This window comes from Microbulbifer aggregans (assembly GCF_001750105.1).
Classification (GTDB): Bacteria; Pseudomonadota; Gammaproteobacteria; order Pseudomonadales; family Cellvibrionaceae; genus Microbulbifer; species Microbulbifer aggregans.
The window spans coordinates 777,859-802,296 of record NZ_CP014143.1; the positions used below are offsets into that span (position 1 = coordinate 777,859).

Annotated in this window: 13 protein-coding genes; 3 read left to right on the forward strand and 10 right to left on the reverse strand. The window is 52.7% G+C overall.

Annotation, left to right across the window (positions count from 1 at the left end):
- Positions 1-3: 3 nt before the first annotated feature.
- On the reverse strand, positions 4-192 hold the full coding sequence (locus AUP74_RS17545) for a helix-turn-helix transcriptional regulator (protein ID WP_083260795.1): 189 nt from the start codon (positions 190-192) through the stop codon (positions 4-6).
- A gap of 851 nt (positions 193-1,043) precedes the next feature.
- Between AUP74_RS17545 and AUP74_RS03305 the strand changes: the two genes are divergently transcribed.
- Together AUP74_RS03305 and AUP74_RS03310 are read left to right on the forward strand one after the other, a co-directional pair.
- Positions 1,044-2,006 (forward strand): site-specific integrase, encoded by a 963-nt coding sequence (locus tag AUP74_RS03305; RefSeq protein WP_069946311.1) that lies wholly within the window; start codon positions 1,044-1,046, stop codon positions 2,004-2,006.
- Between the two features lie 88 nt (positions 2,007-2,094).
- The gene (locus tag AUP74_RS03310) at positions 2,095-2,376 is read left to right on the forward strand and encodes a hypothetical protein (protein WP_069946312.1); all 282 of its coding nucleotides are present in this window, start codon (positions 2,095-2,097) and stop codon (positions 2,374-2,376) included.
- Between the two features lie 181 nt (positions 2,377-2,557).
- Here AUP74_RS03310 and AUP74_RS03315 read toward each other — a convergent pair whose 3' ends face one another.
- Positions 2,558-3,088 (reverse strand): hypothetical protein, encoded by a 531-nt coding sequence (locus tag AUP74_RS03315; RefSeq protein ID WP_145924304.1) that lies wholly within the window; start codon positions 3,086-3,088, stop codon positions 2,558-2,560.
- Between the two features lie 587 nt (positions 3,089-3,675).
- Between AUP74_RS03315 and AUP74_RS03325 the strand changes: the two genes are divergently transcribed.
- The gene (locus AUP74_RS03325; RefSeq protein WP_069946315.1) at positions 3,676-4,380 is read left to right on the forward strand and encodes an antitoxin Xre/MbcA/ParS toxin-binding domain-containing protein; all 705 of its coding nucleotides are present in this window, start codon (positions 3,676-3,678) and stop codon (positions 4,378-4,380) included.
- 414 nt (positions 4,381-4,794) lie between these two features.
- Here the strand turns inward: AUP74_RS03325 and AUP74_RS03330 are convergent, their stop codons facing one another.
- The 8 genes from AUP74_RS03330 to AUP74_RS03365 all read right to left on the reverse strand — a co-directional run bounded on the left by AUP74_RS03330 (position 4,795) and on the right by AUP74_RS03365 (position 24,384).
- Complete coding sequence (locus tag AUP74_RS03330) at positions 4,795-8,142, reverse strand: DEAD/DEAH box helicase family protein (RefSeq protein ID WP_069946316.1); 3,348 nt, start codon at positions 8,140-8,142, stop codon at positions 4,795-4,797.
- Positions 8,142-11,282, reverse strand: coding sequence for a site-specific DNA-methyltransferase (locus AUP74_RS03335; RefSeq protein WP_069946317.1), 3,141 nt, complete (start codon positions 11,280-11,282; stop codon positions 8,142-8,144). The genes AUP74_RS03330 and AUP74_RS03335 overlap by 1 nt, the downstream gene beginning before the upstream one ends.
- 58 nt (positions 11,283-11,340) lie before the next feature.
- Entirely contained in the window at positions 11,341-14,223 is a 2,883-nt protein-coding gene (locus AUP74_RS03340) for an SNF2-related protein (RefSeq protein ID WP_069946318.1), read from the reverse strand.
- A 228-nt stretch (positions 14,224-14,451) separates the two neighbouring features.
- A complete protein-coding gene (locus AUP74_RS03345; RefSeq protein WP_069946319.1) occupies positions 14,452-18,147 on the reverse strand; it encodes a DEAD/DEAH box helicase in 3,696 nt (1,231 codons plus the stop codon).
- Positions 18,140-20,062 carry a phospholipase D-like domain-containing protein gene (locus AUP74_RS03350; RefSeq protein ID WP_069946320.1) on the reverse strand — a complete coding sequence of 641 codons (1,923 nt, stop codon included), beginning with the start codon at positions 20,060-20,062 and terminating at the stop codon, positions 18,140-18,142. Before AUP74_RS03350 ends, AUP74_RS03345 begins: the two co-directional genes overlap by 8 nt.
- Positions 20,059-21,435 (reverse strand): hypothetical protein, encoded by a 1,377-nt coding sequence (locus AUP74_RS03355; protein ID WP_069946321.1) that lies wholly within the window; start codon positions 21,433-21,435, stop codon positions 20,059-20,061. Before AUP74_RS03355 ends, AUP74_RS03350 begins: the two co-directional genes overlap by 4 nt.
- A 52-nt stretch (positions 21,436-21,487) precedes the next feature.
- Positions 21,488-22,279: a hypothetical protein gene (locus tag AUP74_RS03360; protein ID WP_069946322.1), complete on the reverse strand. Its 792-nt coding sequence runs from the start codon at positions 22,277-22,279 to the stop codon at positions 21,488-21,490.
- Between the two features lie 95 nt (positions 22,280-22,374).
- Entirely contained in the window at positions 22,375-24,384 is a 2,010-nt protein-coding gene (locus AUP74_RS03365) for a DUF2779 domain-containing protein (protein WP_226999882.1), read from the reverse strand.
- Positions 24,385-24,438 lie beyond the last annotated feature (54 nt).

Genomic DNA, 24,438 nt, shown 5'->3' on the forward strand with positions numbered 1-24,438 from the left:
CGCTCAATCCGCTCGTTCTTCGACGAACTTTAATATGGTGGAGTATCTCCATGCGACTGCTCGTGACGAGAGACGAATTCCAGGGGGCGCTTTCCCCTCGGAAACCCAGCGTGACCAGGTCGATTGACCTATGCCGAGAAGTTTGGCTACATCAGACCGACGCAGGAGTCGATTTTCATCATTCTGATTCATGGCACTAACCTCAGTTTTTTTACACGGTATAGATACCACAACCGCCAATCCTCTGGTGGCGCCAGAGACGGGCCAGAGCCCCTCTCTGAGGGCGAATCGCCCCTAAGGGCCACGTTGCCAGTCATTTAGGCAGCTGGTAAGGTCCGATCGGCCTAAAATCCCTCCTAAAAACTAATGGAAGTGAATTTCAACCCCATCAATAAACAGTACCAATATTTTCCGCCCCGCATCATATGTCCAATCACGAATATAAATACTGATGACAATCTTCAAATTCCTGGCAGTCCAAAGCCTGCCCGACAACAAAACTCCGCACCTTCAGAGATGAAAGTTATGCGTGTTTGGTTAGCTAATGTTCTCTGGCCCGATCAGACGAATTCTCAGATCCTCTCGTGAACTCTCACCGAAAAAATATTTTTCGATCGCCTCTAGACAGAAACGGTTTTATAGGTAGGATGGCTACAGACCTTGTGTTTTCTACACAAGAGGTAGAAAGATAACGAATTGAATTTCGTTAAGTTTCGTTAAACGCAGCATGCTGCGTTGAGTTAGCTCAGCTTCTAAGTGAGCATCATTCACATCATGCTATCGGCATGAAAAGGTCCATACCCTCTAGGGACGCTTAGCCTGACGAGCCAGCTTGAGAAGCGCTCCCTTTTTACATGGCATGTAGCCTCGATTTGTACATCGACAGCAAGCATGCACATTCGCCTAATTAAGTATCCCTGGCGATCTTTTCTCACGTGCAGATTCTGGCAGCCACTGATGGGTGGCAAGACCGCTAAACAACCTGGCCATTACGCACGCTGAGCCCCCCTTACAGCCAAAAATCTAGTGTCAGGAGACATGTCATGAGCTATGGAAAAAATCGTGGTTGGGGCGAATCGCCACTGAAGGCCGCCAAAGCAGCAATCAGAAAGCGCCACCAAAAAGGTGAAATCGGTTCACGGACACAAGAGAGTTACATTGCTGCATTCAAAAAATTTAGCCGCTATATGCGTGAAGAGCATGCCATCTATGATGTTGGCGCTTTCGAGGAGGCACATCTAGAAGCCTTCGCGGCATCCATTGCCCGAAAGTACCAAGCCGCATACCTGCAGAAGCTGATTTCAGCAATCAACTCGCTGATGTCAACAATCACCTATGGAAAGTGGGAAACAGTCTCACCATCTGGCTCAACTCAAAGTCGCCGCCGGAATGTGCGAATCGAACCGCACCGCTACATAAAACCCGAGGACATCATCAAAGAAACGAGAGAGCATCTAGCACCGAGGGTCCTTGGGATCATTGGTCTAATCGTGTACTGCGGAATGCGCCTAGAAGAGGCTGTATGTTTCGATATTACAGCCGCGCTCAAAGAATACAGAGCCAGCGGAAATATCGATATCCAATATGGCACGAAGGGAGGTCGGGGCCGGGAGATCCGACGAGCTATCCCGGTGACAGATGCTATTTACGACTGGCTTTGCCATTGTCGGCAATTTGTTGGAAAGAATTATTCCCTCATACCTGTAGACAGCACCAAAGAGCAACTCATGAAGGTGGTCGAAAATGAATCGCTACCCGTTCTAAGGGAAAAGTATGGATTAACGATCCATGGCTTACGGCACGAGTATGCTGCTAGGCGTTATCTAGAGCTAACAGGTCACTACAGTCCTGTCAACTGCCGTGCATTTGGACTACCTCTAGCTGAAAGAAAGCTCGATCAACATGCCCGAGAAATAATCACCAATGAACTCGGGCATGGGCGTGTGCAAGTCGTATCAACTTATATCGGAAGCTATCGGGGAGAGCGCAATGAGTCAGAGAAGTAGTTTACAGCATGTAAAAAGTGACATCAGTAAACTAATTCGGCACCGGCGAGGTAAGCGGCGCACTACGAACTCAAATCGGGAAAAGCTAATGATGCGTATCGCAGAAAAGGTACTGCGCAAGTTCCACATTAGACCTAAAGCCTGGGAGCTCGAGCACATGCTGTGGTTATGGGATGAAATTGAAAATACATACAGCGCCACAACAGCATATGTTTACAAAACAGTCGCTCGCGAGATTGCGGAATATTATGGACAATGGAGCTACGTCGCTCCATATCTAGCCATCGCCACGCCCAAACAGTCAACCGCTGTATCCCTTCTAGAAACCAGTTGTCCAGAGGCCCCTGACACAACGAGAGAAGGCCCTTAAAGACAAGCTTTGGGGCCGGCAAGCTGCACTCAAGACAGGCGGTTGCCAAGGGCTTATTGGCGTCGATCAGTGGACATTGATAAGGCCAGGGATGGCCATACTGACTCACACAACACACCTTCAGAATTTTCTTACCCCTTGGCAACCGCGGTCGCATCGGTGCCCCGCCCGAATGCCGAACTCAGGTAGCCCCATAGCGGAGCCGAGTAAACAGTTGGCTGAGGCCACGGGCACGCAAAATCAGTAGTAGGCCCAGGCCTAGTTCGATCACCCCGTTGAGCAGGTTCGCCACATGCACATCCTCGTCAGTAATAGCGATCGGTCCGGACGCAGAGGCGGCCGTGCGCCACAGGTAGAGGCTGGAGAAAAAGTCTGGGATCGCGTAGCTCAGCAGGAAGCAGCCCATCAGGGTCAAACCGATGGCCTGCAGTTCTTCAGCTGGTTGCGAAAGGGATGTGCCGGGTTCACTGGTGGTGGGTAGCAGCCAGTGGGCAACGGTAGCCGGAAACTTCACCAGTACCAGAGAGGCGAACACCATCAGCAGCAGCGCACCGGCCTGCATCAGGTACCAGCCGCTGAGGCGTTGGGTGTACTCGCCGGAAAGGTAAATGGCGAGGAACTGCGAGATCTCCACCAGAAAGCCGATCGACTGGATCAGCCCATACACACCCACTAGGCGCATCCCTACGCCAAGCATTTCAATTGATTTCAAGCGATTGCACTCCCTGCTGGCTTAAAGTCAGAGGTTACTATATCTCATACCCTATTACCGTTTCAGCCTACTTCCACCTGTAGCCGAGGTGGCCAATATCGGTGATGAAAAGAGCGGATGGGCCTAATCAAAAGGCTATAGCGCGCAGCCATAAGCGTCCAAAGAGGGCAAAGTTGCATTTTTTCAAATGGGGATATCGTGACCTCTCTAAACAGGAGAAAGATCATGCTATCCACAATTAGACAGTCGCTTCGTACCGCCCTACGTGAAAAAGGACAAAACCTGTTAGCTGACGCTACCTTTTTCAAAATGCCACTACAGATACAGGATTTTCAGAGAATCCCTACTAACTTCGGTCATATGTCATTGTTGAACCAGTTCAAATTCATGGATCAACCATACTGCGTAGTGCTGGCTAATAGTAGCGGTTGTTCGATGCCTGAAAGCGGCGACTGGTATGCCTGTGTTTGTAGAGGTGATTGGATGAGCAAAGACTGTATATTGGTCGAGGTCATTTGTTGGCCGGAGTATAGGATAGAAAGCGCACAATCTAACCAGCAGAATCGGCAGAATGAGGAAGAACATTCATGAAAAGACAACCCGATGAAAGGGGCCGGCTTGGCAGGATACTGTTCAAGCTCTTCGATCATTGGCAGATTACGAATCCCCAGAGACTGATCCTGCTCGGTCTCAATCCTGAGAGTCCCATTGACCCGAACGAGTATCTCTCCCGGGGATCTTTCGCCGCCGACCGTGACAAGCTCGAACGAGCCAGCATCCTCCTGGGCATCCATAAATCTCTGCGGGTACTGTTTCCAGCGAACAGGGATCTTGTGTATCAATGGATATCGCACCCAAATAACCACTTCGATGGGATGACACCGGTTGAGATCGTGGAGCGCCACGGCATACCAGGCATGCACATGGTTCGCGGTTACCTTGATCAGCAGCTTGCTGGGCAGGACCTGGCTGCCGGGAAACAGATCAAAGCAAGGGCCAAAATCAGCTTGGCTCCAGATGAGGAAAGCATCGAATGGCTCTCCGCAACCACTACATGTAACGAATCTCCTGATTTCGTGTTTGAAACTAGTACAGAGGGAATTCTTCAGCTGCTTGACGTGTGGACTCTCGCATTGAGTATCTTTTCACGCAAGGAGAAAGCCAGATTATGGCTTGTGACTCACGCGCCGGCACTTGGGTGCGCCCCAGTTGCCATACTTGCTACTAAAAGTGGCCGTACCAAAGTCCTTGGTGTATTAAGACGGATAGAACAAGGGGATTTTGGTGGATAAGAAAGTGTACTCTCGGTGTAAAGTAGGGTCTGGGAAGTCGATCTTGCAGCGTTCGAATGAGGCCAGCTTTCAGACTTCAACGCAAATCACACAGAGGTTGAGTACTGTTGGAGCCACAATTGACCTGTGTAGAACCCAGCGTGTAATCGCCTATATATTAGATACGCCCTGGCCCACACTCTAATAGCAAGGCCAAATGCCTAAAGGTTCATAACTGGAGGCGCTCCTCCAAATTTTCAGCGGTCAAATAATAGCGGCGACGATTTTTCTAGCAGCTTGCTATAGCCATCTAACATAGCGCTTGCGGGTGTACCTTGACAGAAAGACGGAGGGCTACTGCCCTCCGATCAGATTTTCATTGAAATCTATTCCGCCTCCGACTCGTAAACTCATCACGAGTCAATGCCTGCATCCTTAACCAATCCTGGCAAACATTTTTGATAAGTAATTCTCACCGCCATCTTCCATAAACAGCACATGTCGGTCCTCAAGCTCTGCTTTCTTAGCGGGGTCGCTAACATTGAGCAGGTCGGCGAACTTCGTCGGTGATAGTACGAAAGCGTTCAAGACCAGCTTCGGTTCGCCAGCTTTGGCCTGCTTCTCTAGTGTTGCTTCCACTGTTTTCACTTCTTTGTACAGTCCCAGTTTGGGGTGGGAGAGGTCGAGATTTCTCAGACCCTTAGGGTCAACGAAGGTGAGCCATTGCTCGCCGGATTCGTCATCAACCAGCCACAGAAGGAAGTCCGGATAGAAATTGCCTGCGAGGGCAAATCCCAACCCTTTATCCTCGCGCGCCGCATTACGCAGTAGATAGAGGCTCCGTGAACCGACAGCCTCCTTCCCCGGAGCGGAATTGTAGAAAGCCTCCAGGTCGCGAACAAATTCCCACTCGCTGGGAGCGTCGAATGCCAACGGACGTAATTTCAGCGGAACGGCATCCTTGTCTTCTAGCGACAACAGCGGATAGTAGAGGTGGCGATCGAAGCTAATGGCCACCATATGTGGCGCGTTCCACTTACTGGCTTCACCGATCATCCCGTCTGCTACCAGCTTTTTCAGTACTTCCAGTTTTTTCTGGTACTCCAGTCCGTCATCAGTATTTTCAATCTCGAACTGGTACAACTTCAGCATCGAGCCATGGTCATCATCCATGCGAATGACGTCGTAAAATTGGCCCTCATAGCCAGTCTTCAGAGACTTGTAAAAACGGTCTGTATAGTCGAGGAGAAGCCGAATCAGGATGTCCTCCTGCTTCCTGACATTATCAAAAGCGGTGACGGTAAGCTCTGCCTCAGGAATATAAAGTGTGTACCAATCCGATGCCCCAGCACAGAAATCTACCAACTTCTGGCGATTCAGCCTCAGATTGCTCCAGCTGCGCTGCAGCTTGTAGTTTTGTACGGTAAGATAAACCCTGTCCCAATCGAACAGGGGGAATAAACCCTTGTTTAACTTGCCTTTATGACGGGCCTCTGTGGGTACAGTAGTAGCCTTGCCTTGCGAACTCAGCGCCTCCACTCTCGGGTACAGGTCGAGCACAACATGGGGCAGCTTGATCTTATTCTCGAACTCGGCGGGGATCTCATACAGCCAGGGAAAGTGGGCGCGCTTGAACCCCAACTTCTGGTTGTCTTTGTAACCGTCTTTAAGTGCCAGAGTCTTTAACTGACCTGCAGGCAGGTTGGCCTTGGTGGGAAAATCGAGCTCGAGAACTTCATCGCTGGGCGTAATCCCTTCTTCTTTAAGATAGTCTTTGAACGCAGCCATATAACTGGCACGGACGCCGAAAATATTGAGTGACTCCAGCTTGTCCAGGTGGACGCCTTTGGGCCGATCCTGCGGCAAGGTGCGCTTTAGGGAGAACCCCTTGCCTTTGAGGCGCACTCCACGCCCAAAAAGTTGGATGATCTGTGACCCCTCGCCCTGGCCCATATTCAGCAGGCCCATTGTAGACACGCGCCAACTGCTCCAGCCCTCAGTGAACTTACGCGAACCGATTAGCACATTGAGAGTCGTCTCTTTATCATTCAGGGTCCCGAATAGGGCACCGCTAAAATCATCATCCGGCTCGCTGTCAAAACCTTCAGCATCTTCTGTAGATTTAAAGAACTTCGCATCGTCACCTATATTAATCAGGCCAAAAGGCTCGGAAGTGCCAACGCGCAGCGCCAGCTCACCCTTACTACCCTTAAGATTGACTAACTTCAATCGCTGTCTGGAGTTCGCATTGAACAGTCGCTTCAAAATATCGGCATAAAGGTCGTCGAGCTTGTCAGCAAACCCCATCAGCGGCGTGAAGCGCCCCTTGAAGATATTGTTACCCTTCGCATCCAGAATTTGCGCCTTATCAGCAATCAAATCCGCGAGCCAGGATTTAACCCGAGCATCCTGATTCAGGAAAAACGCGAGAAAGTTAACCACTTCTAAGATGTCAGATTCTTCACCGGCCACGGTATTGCCAACAAACACCCACAGCGGCTTTTCTATATTGTAATCGCTCAGTTTTTCCTGGTGTGTACTCCAGAGCCACAACTGCTGATAGAATGATAGTAGGCAAGCTGTGAAATACTTCCCAGCATTATCGGCCTGCTCATAGGCTTCACCATCCATATTGAGGATTAGCGACTCCTTGCCATATCCATCCTCATAGAAGAATTTGTAAGAGTAATCAAACAGGATGCACTTGGCATAGATCTCCCGCGTAGCACTGATGCGGGCTTGGCGTCGGTCCTCACTGCTGAGGGCGAGTTCAGCCAACTGATCTTCATCCAGCTTTCTCAAGTTGCTGGTTCCGAACAGCATTTTCGCGCGCTTCTTCTTGATATCCGTCTCGGCGCCCTCTACTGTCAGACCTTTGGCTACAGCCTGACCGAAGGTGGCCGAGTATTCAAAAGCAAAGCCACCGCGCACCAGGGCATCACGCCGGCTCATCCAGGCACCAGCAGCCTTCCCTGTTCCGCGGTGCCCCTCGTCCACCAGTACCAGGTTGTTGCCCTCAAAGGCATCCACGGCCACTGTCTTTTCCCCCATCTCCTCACCGAGCTTATTGATATCGATGATCTCGATGGTACCCCGCGGTGGCGTTTGCGCCTTATTGAAAGGCTGTGCGAAGCCCATACCGGACAGATGCAGCTCTTCCAGATGCTGCCGAGAAAGCCCCTCATTAGGAGTAAGCAGGATAATCTTGTCCGGGTAGTGGTCGCGGTGACCGGCCTGGAAGTAATGCAGGTATTGCTTGATGTTGACATGCAACAGCAGCGTCTTGCCGCTGCCGGTGGCGTTCCAGAAGGCGATCTTGTTTAGATCATCGGCCACGAAGTCGCGAAAGGGCTCCGCACCCGCCTCCTCGCAATAGCGAGCCATCTGCTCGTTCAAGCCGTCAAGTAGGGCCTGTCGCTTGTTGAAGTACCAGTCCAGGTAGATCTCGGTGAACAACAGTGAGAGGTACTGAAAGTACTTCATCCGCAGCTCGTGGCCTTCGCGCTTATTGCGCAGCGCAGTAATGGCTTGCCAGTGACCGACAATGTTCAAGTCATAGCGACGTAGCTCAGTCTCTGATATCAGGTCTACTTCGAACAGATTGCGCGTCAGTTCTTGGAAGAACAGGGACTGCCCATCCTCGTCGATTCCCTCATGGCGGTCATCGCCCAAGCGTAGCTTTAGCGCGCCCAAGTTTCCCCCTTGAAAGAATTGCATCAACCAGCGGTTCAACACTAGCTCTTGATGGAAACTGCGCTTGATTTTCTTGGATGCCCGCGCCATCAGACGTCCTCCACCGAGAACATGCGCTCCAGAAACTCCGGCTCGATTTGGCGCAGTTTCAATACACGAGTTGCACCTCCTTCATCGGCGGTCTGCGTCAGCACGGAGGGGATATTATGGTCGCCGTTGATATAGACCACATCGAACTCGCTATCCGAAGGATTTATCGCCAGCCTGTCGCACAACTTGGTAACACCTTTGTAATCCAGCAGCTCGCAGTCACGCCAAAGTACCAGGCAGCTCTCACCAGTAGGCAGAGTGCCAGTCACCGTCGCGAAACCGCGTTCCGGCTGGGCGTCGATATGCTTCACTCGCAGACCGACTAGATAGTTAAAGGTCTCCAAAAGATCGATCTTCTGCGGTTCCGAGGCTCCAGCCGAATCTACCGCCACATCCAAGGTGTAGCTGAAAGGCTTCTTGAAATCCTCTACAGATAGCAGCGAACCGCGGCTCTCAACATCCAACATGTAGCGCAGCAGATAGTCATCTTTGACTTCATTAGTCGCGTTGTTGACCCAGTCTTCTGAGCCATAAGGGCGGCGCAACTGCAAGTTATTAAGCGCGTCTTCGTAGCTTTCTAGCTTGAGAACCTTGAAGCAATGAGACATACCAGTATCAGATGCAGAGGGCTTCCCATTCTCCCAATCTTGAGAGTAAATGACCTTCTGGACTCTAGGCTTTAGGACTGTTTCGAAATACTCCCCCTGCTCAACAAGTACATACTTTCTCTTCCCGCCATCAGTACGATTCAGCTTTATTACCGCATGGGCGGTTGTCCCTGACCCACCAAAATAGTCAAGCACTAAGGCATTCTGCTTGGATGCGCCTGCTATATAAATCGAATCCTCTACAGCATGGATTGACTTTGGATAAGAAAAGGGGTTCGCCCCAAATAAATTCTTTAACAAAGCCGTTCCGTGCTCTGTTGCTGAATGCTTAGCACTGGCCCACGTTGAAACAGAAACAACTCCTTCCTCATTTGGGCGCCGCTTGTAATATACATAATTCTTACCAGACCTATCCTTTCTCACCCCTAATTCAGACTTCTTGGCTTCAACCGTCTTCCACTCCCAGCGCCATCGTTTTTGAACTCCATTTTCATTATCTGGAAATACTACTGCCTCCCCATCTATTGGCTCCTCAAGCGCAACCCACTCCTCAGTATCTTCTTTCCACTCCATTTCAGGAACTCGAATAGAAGTATCAGATATATAAATGGGGTAATACATATATCTTCGCGCATCCCTGTCGGAGTCAGAGCCCTCTCGCCGCAAGTTACGCCATTCAAATATCCCATATTCATCACTCTCAGAGAATCTCGCCTTTTGCTCCGGTGTCGGAGGGAGGCGTTGAATCTTAGACTCATCGGACTCTCCCGCGATCAACATGTACTCATGAGATACAGCGTATCCACTTTGTGTCGGCCGTCCAGAAGGGTTAGCACGAACAACGATGGTCCCAAGTAGATTCCCGTCAAACGTATCCGATAAAAGAAAGTTCAATTCCCGATATTGTGCATCATCAATTGCCGCAACCAGCACACCATCTTGAGTCATTAGCTGGCGTGTTTTGTCGAGTCGACTTTGCATTAACGAAACCCAACTCGACGACTTATAGCCATTTTTGTAGGATATTGCGCTAGCATCGGTATTGTATGGCGGGTCTATGTAAACGCATTTCACTTGTTCTGAATATCGTGGATACAGCATAGACAACCCTTGGAAGTTATCTCCATGCACAAGTAACCCGCCAACCTCACTATCTATATCATTATGACTTTGCAATAGTTTCCGTTTAAATTTCTCGCCAAACAGACTTGTATCAACCATCCGAAAAAGTCCGGACTTCAGGTCTTCAACCGTACCGGGTGCAATAGACTCCCAAACCCCGAGTCGCCGCCACTGCGACCACTGGTTTTCATTTTCAACTATCTCCGGATAGAGCTCTTCCGGCACTCGATCCAAGGTCATGCAGTAATGACTGGACACCACAAACTTCTTTTTCAGCCACAGCTTTTTCTGGAATTCCTCTAGCTGGGCCAGAAAATCGATTAATTCAAGAGATATCGCGCGCAGACACTGGATCATACGCAGAGACTTTTCGATATCTGCAATTGCACCAGCACTCTGCACATCGTCCAGATGCATGACTTCGTTCTTGATATAGAAATCCAGCTCGCGACGCAAAAAACCGCCCAGATCCTTATGTATAAAGTAGTCAGCCGTATTTTTGCTCGTGTAATTGGTTAGATGCTTTTCCAATAGGGTGCGCTGGGGATTTTTCTCCGTAGGCGCACGGCCGTTTAAGTCTAGCCACTGAGCTTTCACGGCAGCATCTGACAACACGGCCTCCACTGCCTTTTTAACCAGAGCTTCCTGTTTGCTGCCTTTTGGCATGGGCTTGTATTCGAAGCGGACAACCAGTTCTTTACCGCCTTCACCCTCGACTTCCTCCACCGGCAGCAGCTCTTCCTGATATTCAACGCCATCATCGATACGAGTAACCGTCTTGCGCTCAATCAGTGCAAAGCGGCGCTCTTTCTCGCTGTCTTTACGATTGTCCTTGGCAGTATCGGCCGCCACCAAGCGGAAATGTACAGTGCGACCATCCTCCAACTTGAAGCTATAGTTGGCGAAGTTTTCACCACTCTTGGTGTAGTACTGGTCCTTGTTGGCCCAATGCAACATAACCTCTTCGCCGGCATAGGGAATGGCATAGGTATCGCCCTTATAGCGACGCTGGCTGATAAAGTCGCCGCTATCGTAGTAGCGGGAGAAAAAGGCTAACAGGTGAGAAAATACCGCGCTCTCATGTTCATTGGCACCGCTACTGTACTGGTCGAGCTTCTGCTTCAGTTCCTTGATCTTGGGCACTTCGTCAGGGTTTAGGCCATCAGCCGCGTATTGGGCTTCCTTATCTTTAAGCTCCTGCGCTAATTGTTCTCGGTGCGCGGCACCGCCCTCAGCCAGCGCGGCCTGAATTTTTTCCGGCAGACGATTTTCTAGATATTCATTGATCTCATTGGCACGGGTATTAAGAATGCGATAAATACCGAAATCCAGCTCCGGGCGGTCAATCTGAAATATCTCACGCAGCTTGACGATAAGCTCACGGAATTTTGCGGATTGCTTGGTGGTCATTGGTTGGCCTTAAATATTGATATTCGCTTTAAACTTTTACTGTCTTAATCCCCGAGGGTCAGACTACTTGCCAGCGTAAGGTGAAGAGGGTTGTAGTTTCTGCCTTTTGATTTAATCGCTGTTGCAGCGAGTCGAGCAACGCATCGCGCTTTTCAATAATCTCATCTTCTACGACAAAGATTTCCTGACGCTGGCGACGCTGTTTTCGCTCCAGCTCCGCAAGCTCGCGCTGAATCTCTGCCTGTTCCTGCAAACTTTCCGCCTTGCGACCATCGCGTTTCAACTGTGCAATACGTGATTTTGTGTTGCGCAGGGCTTCTTCAGCGGCCAACAATTTGTCGTCGGCCCAGCGTTCCAGCTTATCCCGTTCTTCATTGAACAGCCGCTGATTGGCTTCCAATACTTCGGCAATACTGGCCTGAACCCGGCGCTCACTATTAGCCACAAGAATTCCCGGCATTTCGGAGCTCAGGGTTTCCGGCTTGGCAGCTGCCGGGATGGCCATCAGCTTTTCGCAGGTTTCCTGATCCAATACCTGGCCACCGTCTGTAATGCCCGTAAATAAAAGGGCATCGGTGGTATCAAAGGCGGTGACGCTTAGGTGGACCAAAGTAAGCCACCCTGATTTGCCGCGTAACTGCTCGATGACCGAAACCCGCGAGCCGTGTTTGGCGTAATCCAGCTTGAGTAGAGCCGGGGGAGTTTCTGTCTTGAGGCAGGCATCAATGCTCCATTCCCCCAATGGATGACTCAGCCGATAGGCGTGCGCCATCATGTCTGGCTGAGAAGCGCCGCGAATAAATTGATAGCGACCAACTGGTGCCAGCGAGGCGATGGCTTGCGGAGGCTGAGTCAGGGAAAAAGCATAAGACTGCTCGTCGAACCGAGCACACTTGGCCAGTGCATGGCGGGTCACGCCCCAGAACCAGCGGCCAATCCTGTCCAGCCGCGCTTCGGCTTCGTCGAGACGCAGCTTGAGGCGATCGTGCACATCCTCATCAAAATTTTCCAGTAGCTGGGTCTGGGTGTCTTTGATCCGGTCGGTGATCGCCTCTTCGAGTTCGCTTTGCAAGGTGTTGAACGCAGCCTCAATGTCCTCGGGGTGGCGGCAAGTGTCATAGATCTGCAGGATACGCTTCTCGAAATCAAGCCCACCTTCAACCCGGCCTAGTACTTCATCGGATGCACCAAATACTCCGGAGAAAAGATTGAATTTCTCTGTAAGCAACTCCAGCACGCGCTGATCTGCCTGGTTGCGGGTGTTAAGAAAATTGATTACCACGACATCGAAACGCTGGCCGTAGCGATGGCAGCGGCCGATGCGTTGCTCTACCCGTTGTGGATTCCACGGCAGGTCGTAATTAATGATCAGTGCACAGAATTGCAGGTTCACACCTTCGGCGGCCGCTTCCGTAGCGATCATAATTTCCGCACCACTGCCATCGTCCTTGCGAAAATGGTCGATCAGTGCGGTACGGCGATCTACCTGTGGGGAACCGGTTACGCGGTCGCTACCCTGATGTTCTTCTAACCAGTCCCGGTAGATTGCCGTAGAGTTTTCGTGCGTATTGGTTCCGCTAAACAGGACCAGTTTGTCCTGGTACCCGTTGGCTGAGAGAAAGCGATGCAGGTATTCCTGCGTGCGTTTGGATTCAGTGAAGATGATGGCTTTCCTAGGAGCGCCCAGATCAGCCATTTTGCCAAAACCGAGGGTTAGCGCCTTGAGTAGTGCCTGGGCCTTAGTATCAGTCTCCAGGGCATTAGCGGCATCGATAAAGGCGGTCAATTCGGCGATTTCTTCTCGCAGGTTATCCTTTTGCAGCTGTCGCTGCTCACCACCTTCAAGGTCGCCTTCGTCCTCCAGGTAATCCTGCTCCAGATCGTCATCATTGACGAGTTGCTCGAGTAGCTGACTGCCGTCATCTTCCTCTGCGCCATTCAACATCCGTTCAAGACGGTCGCGGATAGTGAGCAGGGTACCCACCACCGCGTGGGAACTGGAGGCTAGCAATTTGCGCAGTATCAGAGCTGTAAGGTGGCGCTGCTGCCTCGGCAAAGCGTAGGAATCCTCGCGCTGCAAGAACGCTGAAATACGCTCGTAGAGAGATTGCTCCTCATCGATTGGCTCAAATGGCTGAGTCAGCGCCTTCCGTTCCGTATAACGAATGTACTCCAGCACATCACGCCGCAATGTACGGTTGACATAAGAACCCAGGCGGGCTCGCAGCTCATCCATGGAAGCAGCTCCATGTACATACTGCCGGCGAAACGCTTTTTCGTCGCCAAACATGTGCTCGTCGATGAGTGTGGAGAGACCGTATAGCTCCATTAGCGAGTTCTGCAATGGAGTGGCCGTTAGCAGCACCTTCTTGCGGCCATCCAATGCGCGCCTTAAGGCCTGCCCGGTACGGTTGCTTGAACGATGTGCATTACGTAGCTTGTGGGCTTCGTCAATCACTACCAGATCCCAGGGGATGGCGCGCAGCTCCGCCTCCAGCTTAGCGGCGAAAGGATAGGACATGATGACGACGGCCTTGCCTGCCATAGCTTGTAAGGTAGAAAGCAGGTCTCCCACGCTTTGTTTACGCATGGAAACCGCATCGACCACTACCGTGGGGACCGCAAACTTCTCTTGCAGCTCCTGAGCCCACTGCTTTCGAAGGCTAGCCGGACAAATTACCAGCAGACGCCGGCGGCGCTCCGCCCAGGACTGACAGACGACCAAGCCTGCCTCGATGGTTTTACCGAGACCGACTTCATCCGCCAGCAGCACCCCCTGCTGTAAGGGGTTACGCAGGGCGAACAGTGCTGCTTCAATCTGATGCGGATTCAGGTCAACCTTGGCGTCGAACAATGAATGGGACAGGCGGCCGATGCCGTGGGCGGTATCGCGCCGTGTCAATTCATGGGCGTAGTATTTCGCGTGATAGGCCGAAATCAAGTGTCTTCCCCCTAAGGCGCTGGCTATTTATTGGCCAATCACTTATCAAATCTACACCGCTGAGTGGCGCTTATTCTATCCGGGTAGACTAGCAGAAATGAGACTTAAGTCACCAAAGCATCACCGATTCAAGCATCCTTAGGTCTGGCGTCAAACACGTAAAAGTTGTTCGAAAAACAAACAGCCCATCCTCCGGTTGGTAGATGCTCAAATGCCTTCCGCTTTGCGTTATACGGGTTCCAATACAACACTGGTCGATCGCGTGGCCACATTGCTCGAGACATGCTCCAGCCAGCGTGTTAGCAGCTGCAATTCACCCTCCTGTATATCCCCATGGGGGAACGCCAACTGCACCGCCCTGTGATTCCCGCTGGGATAGAATTGCAGCAGTGGCACGCCGTTGTTAAGCGATAACATCGCCAGCTTGTCCGGCACAGAGTCTCGACCGTCAAACCTTAGAGCGCGCACCGCAGAGAACTCGCTCCGGGTTAGATACACTTCAGTCAGAACAACAGGACCATGGGGCGTCTTCTCCCGGCGCCATCCACGACGCAACCGGACGGTTGGTATAGACTCGTCCTCTACTGAAGGCGCCTCATCATTGTCCTGACTTAGTTCAATTTCAAGGTCGTCCTTCTGAAGGTCTTGTTCATGTGCAAAAAGCCGGATCTCCATACGATCAGCGAATTCATAGAGTTGGCGATAGGCCTGCTCTATTTCTTGTCCCGACAGCATTTTATGGCCATCGCCCAGTGCAAACAGTGGTAAATCGACCCTTGCCGTTAGGTAGAAGTGGCTATTTGCTTTGTCTTTGTCCAGCGCCAGCTTGACCAGTGGAAACTCTTCGCGCTGCGCTTTGAATCTACGCGTGGCACGGGTCAGGCCCTCCTGGTGATTGGCGTTCAGAGCTGCACGGGTAGCCAGTGGTGAGATCAGCGACAGGTAGTACACAGTGCCCGAAACAAGCGACGAAAGTTCTGACGAATAGCGAAGTTCGGCCACGATCGGTTGCCGTCGCTGACTTTGGGGCAGAGTGGCCTCTAACAAAAATTGAGCAGCGGGATGCTGCTCGCTGTGCTCTAAGCGATAAAAGTCGTGCCCGTGAAGACGGGATATCTCGTGTAACTGGCCACGCAGGTAGTTTGTTAGTTCTTCGGAGCTTGCGGATTGGACCGGCTGGTAATCGAAAGCCGGGCACTGAGCTGGATCCAGATCGGCCGGGTAAGGGTCAGCAACCGTATTGCTTTGATCAGGCCTTCGTAAAAAGTCTTCCCATCCCTCGACGGCGTTCGCTAAGTCTATCTGACGGTCGGTATCGTGATGTCTGCAGGCATCCATCTTGCCCTCCACATCATGTTTCATCCTGATAAACGACGCTACCTGCTCCTGATCAAATGATCGGTTTAGATAGGGGTAGTGAATCGCGAGCTCTGTGTTCTCCTGCTGTTGCAATCGGTTGTTCACACATCCGAACAAGCGGTCCACCCGACCCACGCGTTGTTCATTGTCCCCCGGAGTCCAGGCAATTCCGTAGTGGTGAACCTTTCGACATTGGAGATGGAGATTAACACCCTCTTGGAAAACTGAAGTTGCGACCAAGACATTGGGGTAGAAGGGGCTGTTAAAGCCGAGAATTAGGCGCTGGCGATTGCTGGTTTCACCACTGGCAAACCAGGCCGGGTTCTGCAAGCTGGTCAACTCGGCCCAGGGTTTCTCCCAATCGGCAAGGCGGTGATCTGTGATTTTCTCGCAGAGTGGTTCAAAGGTTCTGATCGCATTGACGAAGTATTGAAACATCAATGAGCTGGGCAACTCTCGCCTGACGTGCTGTATAAAGGCACGATAGCTCGTCTGAGCATTGCCGCTGCTCTTTTTGCGATTAAACTGGGTAAACCAGCAGTAGAGCTCCACCATCACCGGGCTCGCATATAGGAAGCCCGTCTTCAGGTAGTTGCCAAGATTCTCCAGGATACCTAGATCCTGTGCCCTCCACTGCCTGAGAAGGGCTTGCTCAGCCTCTGGCAGTAGATCAAACATCATTCCCCAGGCGGTAGGCAGAGGGGACTCGTATCGCTGCGTATCTGCACCAGCGACATGTTCCGCCTCACTGTCGCTCGTTAGCCGATCATGCAACTGTAACCGGGTGGCCAGTGCAACATCGCTGAAGGAATCCCGAGTCCGCTCGCCAACTTGCTTGCGCCGGAAGGCTGTGTATTCGCCGTTGAAGTAGTCGCTGGCCGGCTCCATGAAGAGGCTGAACAGGCTTTCTGGCTTACGAAAGCGGAGCCGCACGTTAGTGGCATCGGTGCGGGCGAATCGCCCACGCTTGACCACAAACAGGTCTGCGATCCTCGAGGAGAGCTTTTCTTCATCGGTAACGCCTTGTTCGAGGAGATCCTCATCCTCAGCACTCAGCTGTTCGCGCTCCTCAGCCGTAAGCTTGCCTGTCGGTGCTACGAATTCGGTGAAGAACCGCCGTGACCAGCCCTTGGCTCGCCAGTCCTTTAGCACTGTGGCAGGTCTGGGGACGCCCAAGGCTTTTACGATTCTGTTGGCCAGTAGCTCGTCGTAAGCCTCGTTGACCCGCTGGGTGATTTCACGCACCGAGGGAATTCGCCGGACGAAAATCAGATGCTTGTGTTCGTGGAGATCCGGTCCAGTTGAAAAAATCTCTTGCGGTACGCACTGCTGCAGGAGCTTGTCATATTTGGGGTGGGCTGGATACCTCGAAAAGCGGCGATGGTATTCGCGGGTTAAAGCCTGCAACACCTGAGTATCCGGCGCTGTGGTATAGGAGTCCGCTGCCACCTGATCATCATTGTTTTCGGAATCCTGATTATCTGTGGGATCGGTCACCCCCACTGACTCGAACCCCTCTAGATACCCGTACATGAATCTACGGTTGTTTCCGGAGACTGCTGCATCTTCAACCAGTTTTTTCTGATACAGGGCAAAGAACAGCTCAGCACTCAGGTCATCCCCGAAATCAGCTGGAAGGGCCCGCTCGTGACGATAGCTGTACTTGTTATGGAAACGCCGCTGGCCTGAATCATCGGCGGCTCCCTCCATCATGCGCAGACGGCGTACCGCGTGTTTTCGCAATAGCTCTGGCGCGTCCTGCAGGTCTACGTCACGGTCGAAATCTGTAAAGTAGCTAAAGATCGCCGGCACATCGGCGAGTGAAGAATGGCTGGGGGTCGCTGTCAGCAGCAGCGCCCTCTCTGCCAAGCGCTTGTTGCCGGAGCCAAAGAATCCTCGCGCGGCTCCAACCCGCTGGGAGCCACCCCCGGCTTTGCGGAAGTAGTGCGCCTCGTCGATGATTACTAAGTCGAAGCCTGCACCATCGAGCGCACGCAGGATCTCTCGGTTAATTTCGCGCGCCGTGCGCTCGGCCAGCCGCTGCTTGTCGTCACTGACTTTCAAATCGCTCGGCAGCAATCCACTTAGGCTATGGATGGTGGTCAGGTAGAAATGACCGGCGCCACTGCTCACCGCCTCTTGCAGATCTGGGAGGCGCTTGCACAGCTGTGGCTCGTGTACGGGGCCACCGTCGGCCAGGTTACGCACCAGATGGTCAACTTCCTTGTAATGCTCGCGCAGGAAGCCCCGGTACTCCCGTATCCAGTGGGTGCAGATGTCGCGATTCGGGGCCATTACCAGAACCTTCGCGTCCGGATTCTGCTTCCACAGCAGCGCCATCACCCCCAGCGCTTGCATTGTCTTGCCCATTCCCACCTCATCGGCGAGCAACGCAAGATCGTATTGGGCCAAGCGGTTCCACAAGCCCGCAACGCCCTCAGCCTGTTTGGCGGCCATGGAGGTCTTGTTAGCACTCTCATAGCGCCAATCTGCATTGCCCCGCTCGAAGGTGATCCACTGGGAGACATCCTCTGGCCGTAGTGCACCCCATTCCCTGCTAGACATGGCTCACCTCCTGATAGCCACTCGTGCTGGCAATGTAGTCAATGAATTTACGCTGCTCTCGGTTTGTGGAAGGCAGCGGCGGCACTGGCACTTCCAGAGCCCGCCACTGCTCGGTGGTGAGATGCATTGGCCCTTGCTTCTCATCGAGAAACATCAGTCGTTCACGGGCGAAGCAACAGGTCGTATTTAGCTCTTGCGCCAGGAACCAGTCGATCACCGCTGCAGGTTTGTCATCTAGCCGCATCCGGACCTTTTCGACCAGCTCTTGCAGGCAACCTGGGTAGACCCGCAGCCACTTGACCAGCTGCTCTGCCTCGGTGCAGGTCTCCAGTCGTGCGCGAAACTGCTTCATGGCGTAGAACAGGCGGAAGTAGGTCAACTCCTCGCTACTATCACCGTCTGTCGCTAGGGGTAGTGCCTCGTCCGGATCGTCGTCGGAGCGAAGGCTCGGGTGCAGCACCAATTTACCATTGGTATCTGGGTCGCTATTGGTAACCAGGCTATCGAAAAGATCTTTCAGGGTCTCGAAGCTCTGGGCGCGCCGGTAGCGCTGGCCGGTTTCGATAATCAGGCCACGAATAGTTTCGCCGTCCGAGGACAGTATCTGATAAAAATGTCGGGCCAACAGTGCAGAGCCATCCTCTATCGCGAGGTTAAGAGGCTGTAGTCTCCTGTCTTCAGCCCAAATCAGCTCTTGGCGGGCTCTCAACCCTGGCAGCTGCAGTTGATAGCCGGCCTCAGGCTCCCCCACATACCACTGGCCACGGATGGTGTAACTGCTGGTCTGCCAGTTGAAAGTAACCGTCAGGTCGAAAGGCGGCGCTGAGTCTACATCCAGCTCGCTGTCCTCGAGTTCGATCTCACTGGCGAAGTCCTGTGCGCCCACTGCTAATACTGGACCAGCGATGGCGGGAACGGTCTTGCTTCGGTGCAGAATGCCGGCCTCGATATTGATACCGCCACCCTCTTCGTTTGCATCGGTGAAGCTGCTGGTGCCTGGGTGTGTGAAGTTCCAGGAGCCGATGGCTAGCGTTGCCTGGGTCGCCGTTTCCGCCAACCAGAGTTTGGCGTGGGTGAAATCGATGTTGTCTGGGGGCGGCGCTGGGTAATCACGGAATGTCAGAGCGCCCGTTTTCAGCAGCTCGCTCAGCTCCTCACTCCAGGAAGTGCGGATCTTGTGCCCTTCAATCCTGTCCGGCACTAGCGCCAGCTTTAGGGCAGGGCTGTCGAGCTTTTGTTGCAGACGCGCAACAAATGCCGGCAGGTCCTCCGCCATATAGGGCGACCAGACTGTGAGCTGCTCGAGGGGGGTACCGTCGCCAAGGCGGGATAGAAACGTCTCCCGTTCGAAACTGTGTATAAACTGCCAGTCCGTTTCATTACCAGGTGCTAGCGGCTGCTCAGGCAAATCCAGAGCGCGATCCAGCCCATTAAAGAAGCGCTGAACCTGCTGTTGCTGCACCTTGGTGCTTACCCTCCGAAAATCGAATACCTCCTGATTGCGGCCCCAACCGCTTACGGTGAGATTTGCACTACCGGCACCGAGAACCGCCTTGCCGTCCTGATCTTCCAAATAGATCACCTTAGGGTGAAACAGTGTGCGATCGGTGATGCCCTCCAGCTGTCGGGCAAATGCACGCACCTCTACCGGGTGAATCTGAATTGCCGTACGTTTGAATTGATCGGCCTCCAGCGCACGGCGATCGCAAAAGACACGAAAGTCGATGCCCTGCTGGCTCAGCTCCAACTGCAGCGCCTCATAGGCCATGCGGTCCCTGGGCGGATCCTCGCCGAGGATGGCGGGGAGAATATGGCCTTCAACGAAGGGAATACTGATGTTAAAGCTGGTGAGCCATACCCGCTTCAGGGGACCGAGCTGCTTAAGTTCCTTTTTCAGACGCTGCATCAGCTTCATGCGGCACCTCCCAGCAACCCCTGCAGCAAGTTTTGGAACTGCGGAATGTAGTAGTGATTGACCCAGTGCCCCCGCGGACGATCCTCGGGGTCGGGCTCACGCCGCGAACGCACATCGAGCTTTAGTGTCCCATCGGCGCTGAGGCGTAGCCAGGGTGACTGGCCTCGGTCCTGCATGACGCCATTATGGTAGGTCAGCAACTGGTGCAGTTGTGACTTGGCATCTATCAGATGAGCAAGCTTAAGCAGCTGTTGCAGGCGCCGTTTCCCCGTACCCGATAACTGCGACAGCAAAGCCTCCAGGTCAGTGGCGGTGTCCCTCAAAACTTGCGGGCCGCGCCCATATTTCGCCCACAAGGCAGCAACCTGGTCGAGCGTCTGTTGCTTGTTGACCAGCATCAGAGTAAACAGCAGGTCCAGCTCAGCCAGAAAGGGCTCCAATTGGCGGACACGGTCGATCTGGCGGCGCTCCTGCTCGCTCAACGCTGAATCAACTTGGGCTTCGGTGAAGATTGTTTGTGGCTTTGCCTTTGAGCTTCCACCTATCGCCGATGCCAGCACTCGGTAGAGTGCGCCAGCAGCGCCGCGGTCCAGGTGTGTCACACCTAGCCAAAATTCTCGGGCATAGCTCCCCACCCTAGCCGGTGACTTATAGGCCTCCACATAGCCAGACTTGATCGCCGCTGGCACCTGATTGAAGGCCACCTGGGGTGCCTTACTAGGCTGGGATAGCACCTCCTCCATATGGCCCCGCAACGCGCGGTAAAGCAGGCTCAGTGGTCGGACCTGCTTGATCAATGCATGCGCCTGTTTCCATAGGGGCGCCGATTGCGGGGAGTAGTGGTAGTTCTTGTCAAAGAACCCCATCTGTACCAACGGCGTCTTGTAACGTCCGCTCACCCCCAGTAATGGCTGCCGGACGAGGATGTAACTCTTGTCGGTATCACCAAACAGAAGTGACGGATTACCCGCTCCTTCGCTCTTGTTCCCCCAGCGTTTACGGGCCTTGGCGCTCCCCAAGACACCGCCAGTATCGACACCGGCATCATCCTGATGCGCAATCATCGAATAGGTAAACAGGTTTTCGAGATAAATCAGACAGGCGGTCTTGAAACTGAGGGTGTCGAGCCGCTCAAAGGTCTTTCCCAACTGCGGGCTAAGTCTCAACCGCTCATCTTCTACCAGATCTTTGATCAGACAATGATGAAACAGGTTGAGGGTGTAATTGCGCACGTCGTTGGAGATGGAGCTGACGCGATAGCGGAAGATATCCTGGCCGAAGGCCGACCAGATCACCTGCAACCCCAGAGGGTCCACGTTTAGGTCACCGCCGAGGCTGTCATCGTATTCAGTAAGGAATTGGTTCAGATCCATGAGTAACTGAGGTCCTTGTTATTATTTTTGTGTCGTCTTGATTGGTTGTTTTCTAGCCACCGCTCAAGGCATCGCGAGGTACGAATATCCAGCCTTCACCACTCGGTGTAGCTACATCAGGCTGGAATAGGTCATCTGGCTGGAAGTGATAGAGCCATGCCACCAGAGCGCAGAGCAAGGCATCGCGCTCGTCCTCGTGATTGATGCCATAACCAAACCCCGTAGTTTCCCAAGCATCAACCTGGTTAGCAGCAGGCGTGTGGCGGTAAGGTTTCAGTAGTTCAAGCACTAGCTCCGAAGGCTTACAGGCAGCGGGATAAGCCTCAAACGCAGTAAGATGGGTGCCGTTGGTCCAGATGCCTACAGACGGGTTCTCGGGTGCAAAACGCGCCAATGCATGCATGCCTTTGGTTGCTTGGCTACCGATCATGTCCTTGACCGGAGAAAGTGGTGTCAAACCTCGCTGGAAGAGGATCCGTTCGGTGTAACGGAATAGGTAGGGATTATCGGCGGATGTCTCAATAGTTCCAGCTGCTCCCTCACCGGAAATCAGCTGCCGGAAGGCCTGGGAGAAACCCAGCGGCGTATCGATAGCCAACATTACCGATGGTGGGCTACCGGAAGCCTCTATCTGACAACAAGCTAGTAGAGCCTGTATCCACTCCTGCGTATTGGCGGCCTCATTGATCAACCGGCGAACATTACCGCGCCAAGGCTGGCCTAGGATGTTGCGCTCGCTGTCCAGCACCACCAAAGCATCACGGCTATTGGCATTGCGGTCGCAGTTCCAACCGCCAACATCCCACCCGATAAATAAGGGACCTGAGATACTGCTATCGATCATCGGCTACAAATCGCTATATCATTGAATTTTTTCTTATGGTTACTGAACATTACTAGGAACCGCACGGGCAATAAAGCCGGATTTCAGATAGCGATCTAGCCTCTCACCACTTCCTGCCAGGCTTCAAAAATCATCACCATAGCTAGCGTATCCAGCTCACAGTATTTCAACAGCGCCTTGCGCAACTCTTGGCGTTCATAATCGCCCATGTCCGTGGACTGAATCTTTGCGTATGCCGCCAGAGCCGCACCGCCATTAGCCAAGCTGTCACTTTCCGACAGTAGTTCTTCGATGTTTTCCGGCATGTCTTCAAACATGCGCGGCAGCAGGCGGTAGGGATCCTGAACCTGGCCGTCTTTACATTGTATCCACTGCCAGTCTGTGAAGTTGTGGCTGGGAATACCACCTGTCGCGCCATAAATTGGCTGAGCGTATTTCTCCTGCAGAAAAGCAGAGTCGCTCAATACGGCCGGCAGTACATACTTGATGGAATTGGAGCCCTTGGTCGCCGGGTAGTAGGCATAGCGCTTGACCAATTCCAGCATATCGACCATATCCCGCGGTCCACGCCACTCTCGTTCACTACCTTTCGTTGAATGGGAAATGGACTCGATAAACGTGCACAGTTCGTGGACGTCCTTATCCGACAGTTCGCTATCCCGCAGCTGGCGGTGGATCAGGTTGAGGATGCTGTTTTCATGGGTCGAATAACGAAAGATTGTGCCGTTGTCACTATCCAAAGCTTCCTTGAGCTTGCGGATAAAGTCGAAGCTGGGGAAATGTCCCGGGGTAGTATCCAGAAACTGGTGCGCGTGCGCGACAGCACCATCTTCCTGAACCACATGATGCGAAAACTGGAATGCTACGCCCTCGTATGGGTGCCGACCGCGGGTGAAGGGAAGCGCGGCAGTGATGGTTTCAAAGTCGATAAAGTGCAATGGGTACGTCCAGCGATCCATTTCTTCTCGTAGTTCATCTATAAATAAATCCGGACTGCCGTCTTCCTTCTGCACCTTGATAATCTGCAGCCACTGGCGTTGGCTATTGGAAAGGCCTCGTTTCCCGTCTGACGCGGGATTGATGTCTGCCTCTTCGATATCTATCAGTTTGGCCTTGCCTTGGGCGAGGAGCTCATCGGCATTGCGGAAGTTGGCAATTTCCAGCACCGAAGGATCCTTAAAGTCCTTGTCCAACCAACCCAGCGCCTCTTTCCAGCACTCACGGTAGCCACTTAGCCGACCTAGAGCCTCGTCTTCCGTTGTACAGCAAAATTCGCATTTCTTACAAACAGCACCAATACTCCCGCGTAAACGCTTCCCTTTTTGCAGGGCGTCCGCAACGGTCGCGATATAGCTCTCAAAGGACTGTCCGTGATAGTCACACTTTGTTCGGATAAAATTTACAGGTTCGTCGACATCGACCTTTATGAGCAGCTCGTTAGCTAGGTCTTCATCACTGAGGTCGCCAGACACCAGCACCATGCCGCTATCCATCGTTACCCTGAACTTGCTGTTCAGCCCATCGGTAGCAGCGCGGGCCTGCTTATTGGCCAGCATCAGATAGCTGTCGATATTGCCGGTGTCCAGTGCCTTTTCCAACACCACTTTCTGGAAAGCGACATCACAGAGATAAGGTTCCCACTTGCTGAGAATTCCGCTTTTTTTCTTATTCAGGAAGCGATCACTTGCTGAATCCCAACCTTTCGCCTTGACTTCGATCAGATGATAGCGGGCACCATCCTTGACCAGGATATCCACACGTACCAATAGCTGATCATACTGGAATGCGGCCTCGAAAATGGTGACGTTATCCTGGTGTAGTAATTCTCGAGTGCGTACGAGGGCGGCACCGGTATCCAGGTCTGACAGGTCCTCCCCATTCGAGAAGTAGCACTTCGCTAGGGCCCCAACCTGGAATCCGCCACGGGCCAGCTCAGCGAGAAAGTCATCTTCCAGGCTCTGGTTGGCATAGTTTGGCTGCTCGCCATAATAAAGCTTGGTGGGGCATTCAAGGGCTCGCCTGAAGCGCGACTTGGTCAACAGCACCGGCATCTGCTTGTGGAGAGAATTCTTATCCATGACGTCTTCCTTTTCCGGCAGTTCCATTACCCTAAACCAGTTTATGTAGATGGAAGCTGATTACCATGCTCTGCAGTGACA

What these genes read in the sequence shown, in the direction of transcription:
- AUP74_RS03360 (WP_069946322.1), bottom strand. Translation starts at nt 22,279, where the DNA reads ATGATCGATAGCAGTATCTCAGGTCCCTTATTTATCGGGTGGGATGTT.
- AUP74_RS03310 (WP_069946312.1), top strand. Translation starts at nt 2,095, where the DNA reads ATGATGCGTATCGCAGAAAAGGTACTGCGCAAGTTCCACATTAGACCT.
- AUP74_RS03365 (WP_226999882.1), bottom strand. Translation starts at nt 24,384, where the DNA reads ATGGAACTGCCGGAAAAGGAAGACGTCATGGATAAGAATTCTCTCCAC.
- AUP74_RS03355 (WP_069946321.1), bottom strand. Translation starts at nt 21,435, where the DNA reads ATGGATCTGAACCAATTCCTTACTGAATACGATGACAGCCTCGGCGGT.
- AUP74_RS03330 (WP_069946316.1), bottom strand. Translation starts at nt 8,142, where the DNA reads ATGGCGCGGGCATCCAAGAAAATCAAGCGCAGTTTCCATCAAGAGCTA.
- AUP74_RS03345 (WP_069946319.1), bottom strand. Translation starts at nt 18,147, where the DNA reads ATGTCTAGCAGGGAATGGGGTGCACTACGGCCAGAGGATGTCTCCCAG.
- AUP74_RS03305 (WP_069946311.1), top strand. Translation starts at nt 1,044, where the DNA reads ATGAGCTATGGAAAAAATCGTGGTTGGGGCGAATCGCCACTGAAGGCC.
- AUP74_RS03325 (WP_069946315.1), top strand. Translation starts at nt 3,676, where the DNA reads ATGAAAAGACAACCCGATGAAAGGGGCCGGCTTGGCAGGATACTGTTC.
- AUP74_RS03335 (WP_069946317.1), bottom strand. Translation starts at nt 11,282, where the DNA reads ATGACCACCAAGCAATCCGCAAAATTCCGTGAGCTTATCGTCAAGCTG.
- AUP74_RS03350 (WP_069946320.1), bottom strand. Translation starts at nt 20,062, where the DNA reads ATGAAGCTGATGCAGCGTCTGAAAAAGGAACTTAAGCAGCTCGGTCCC.
- AUP74_RS17545 (WP_083260795.1), bottom strand. Translation starts at nt 192, where the DNA reads ATGAATCAGAATGATGAAAATCGACTCCTGCGTCGGTCTGATGTAGCC.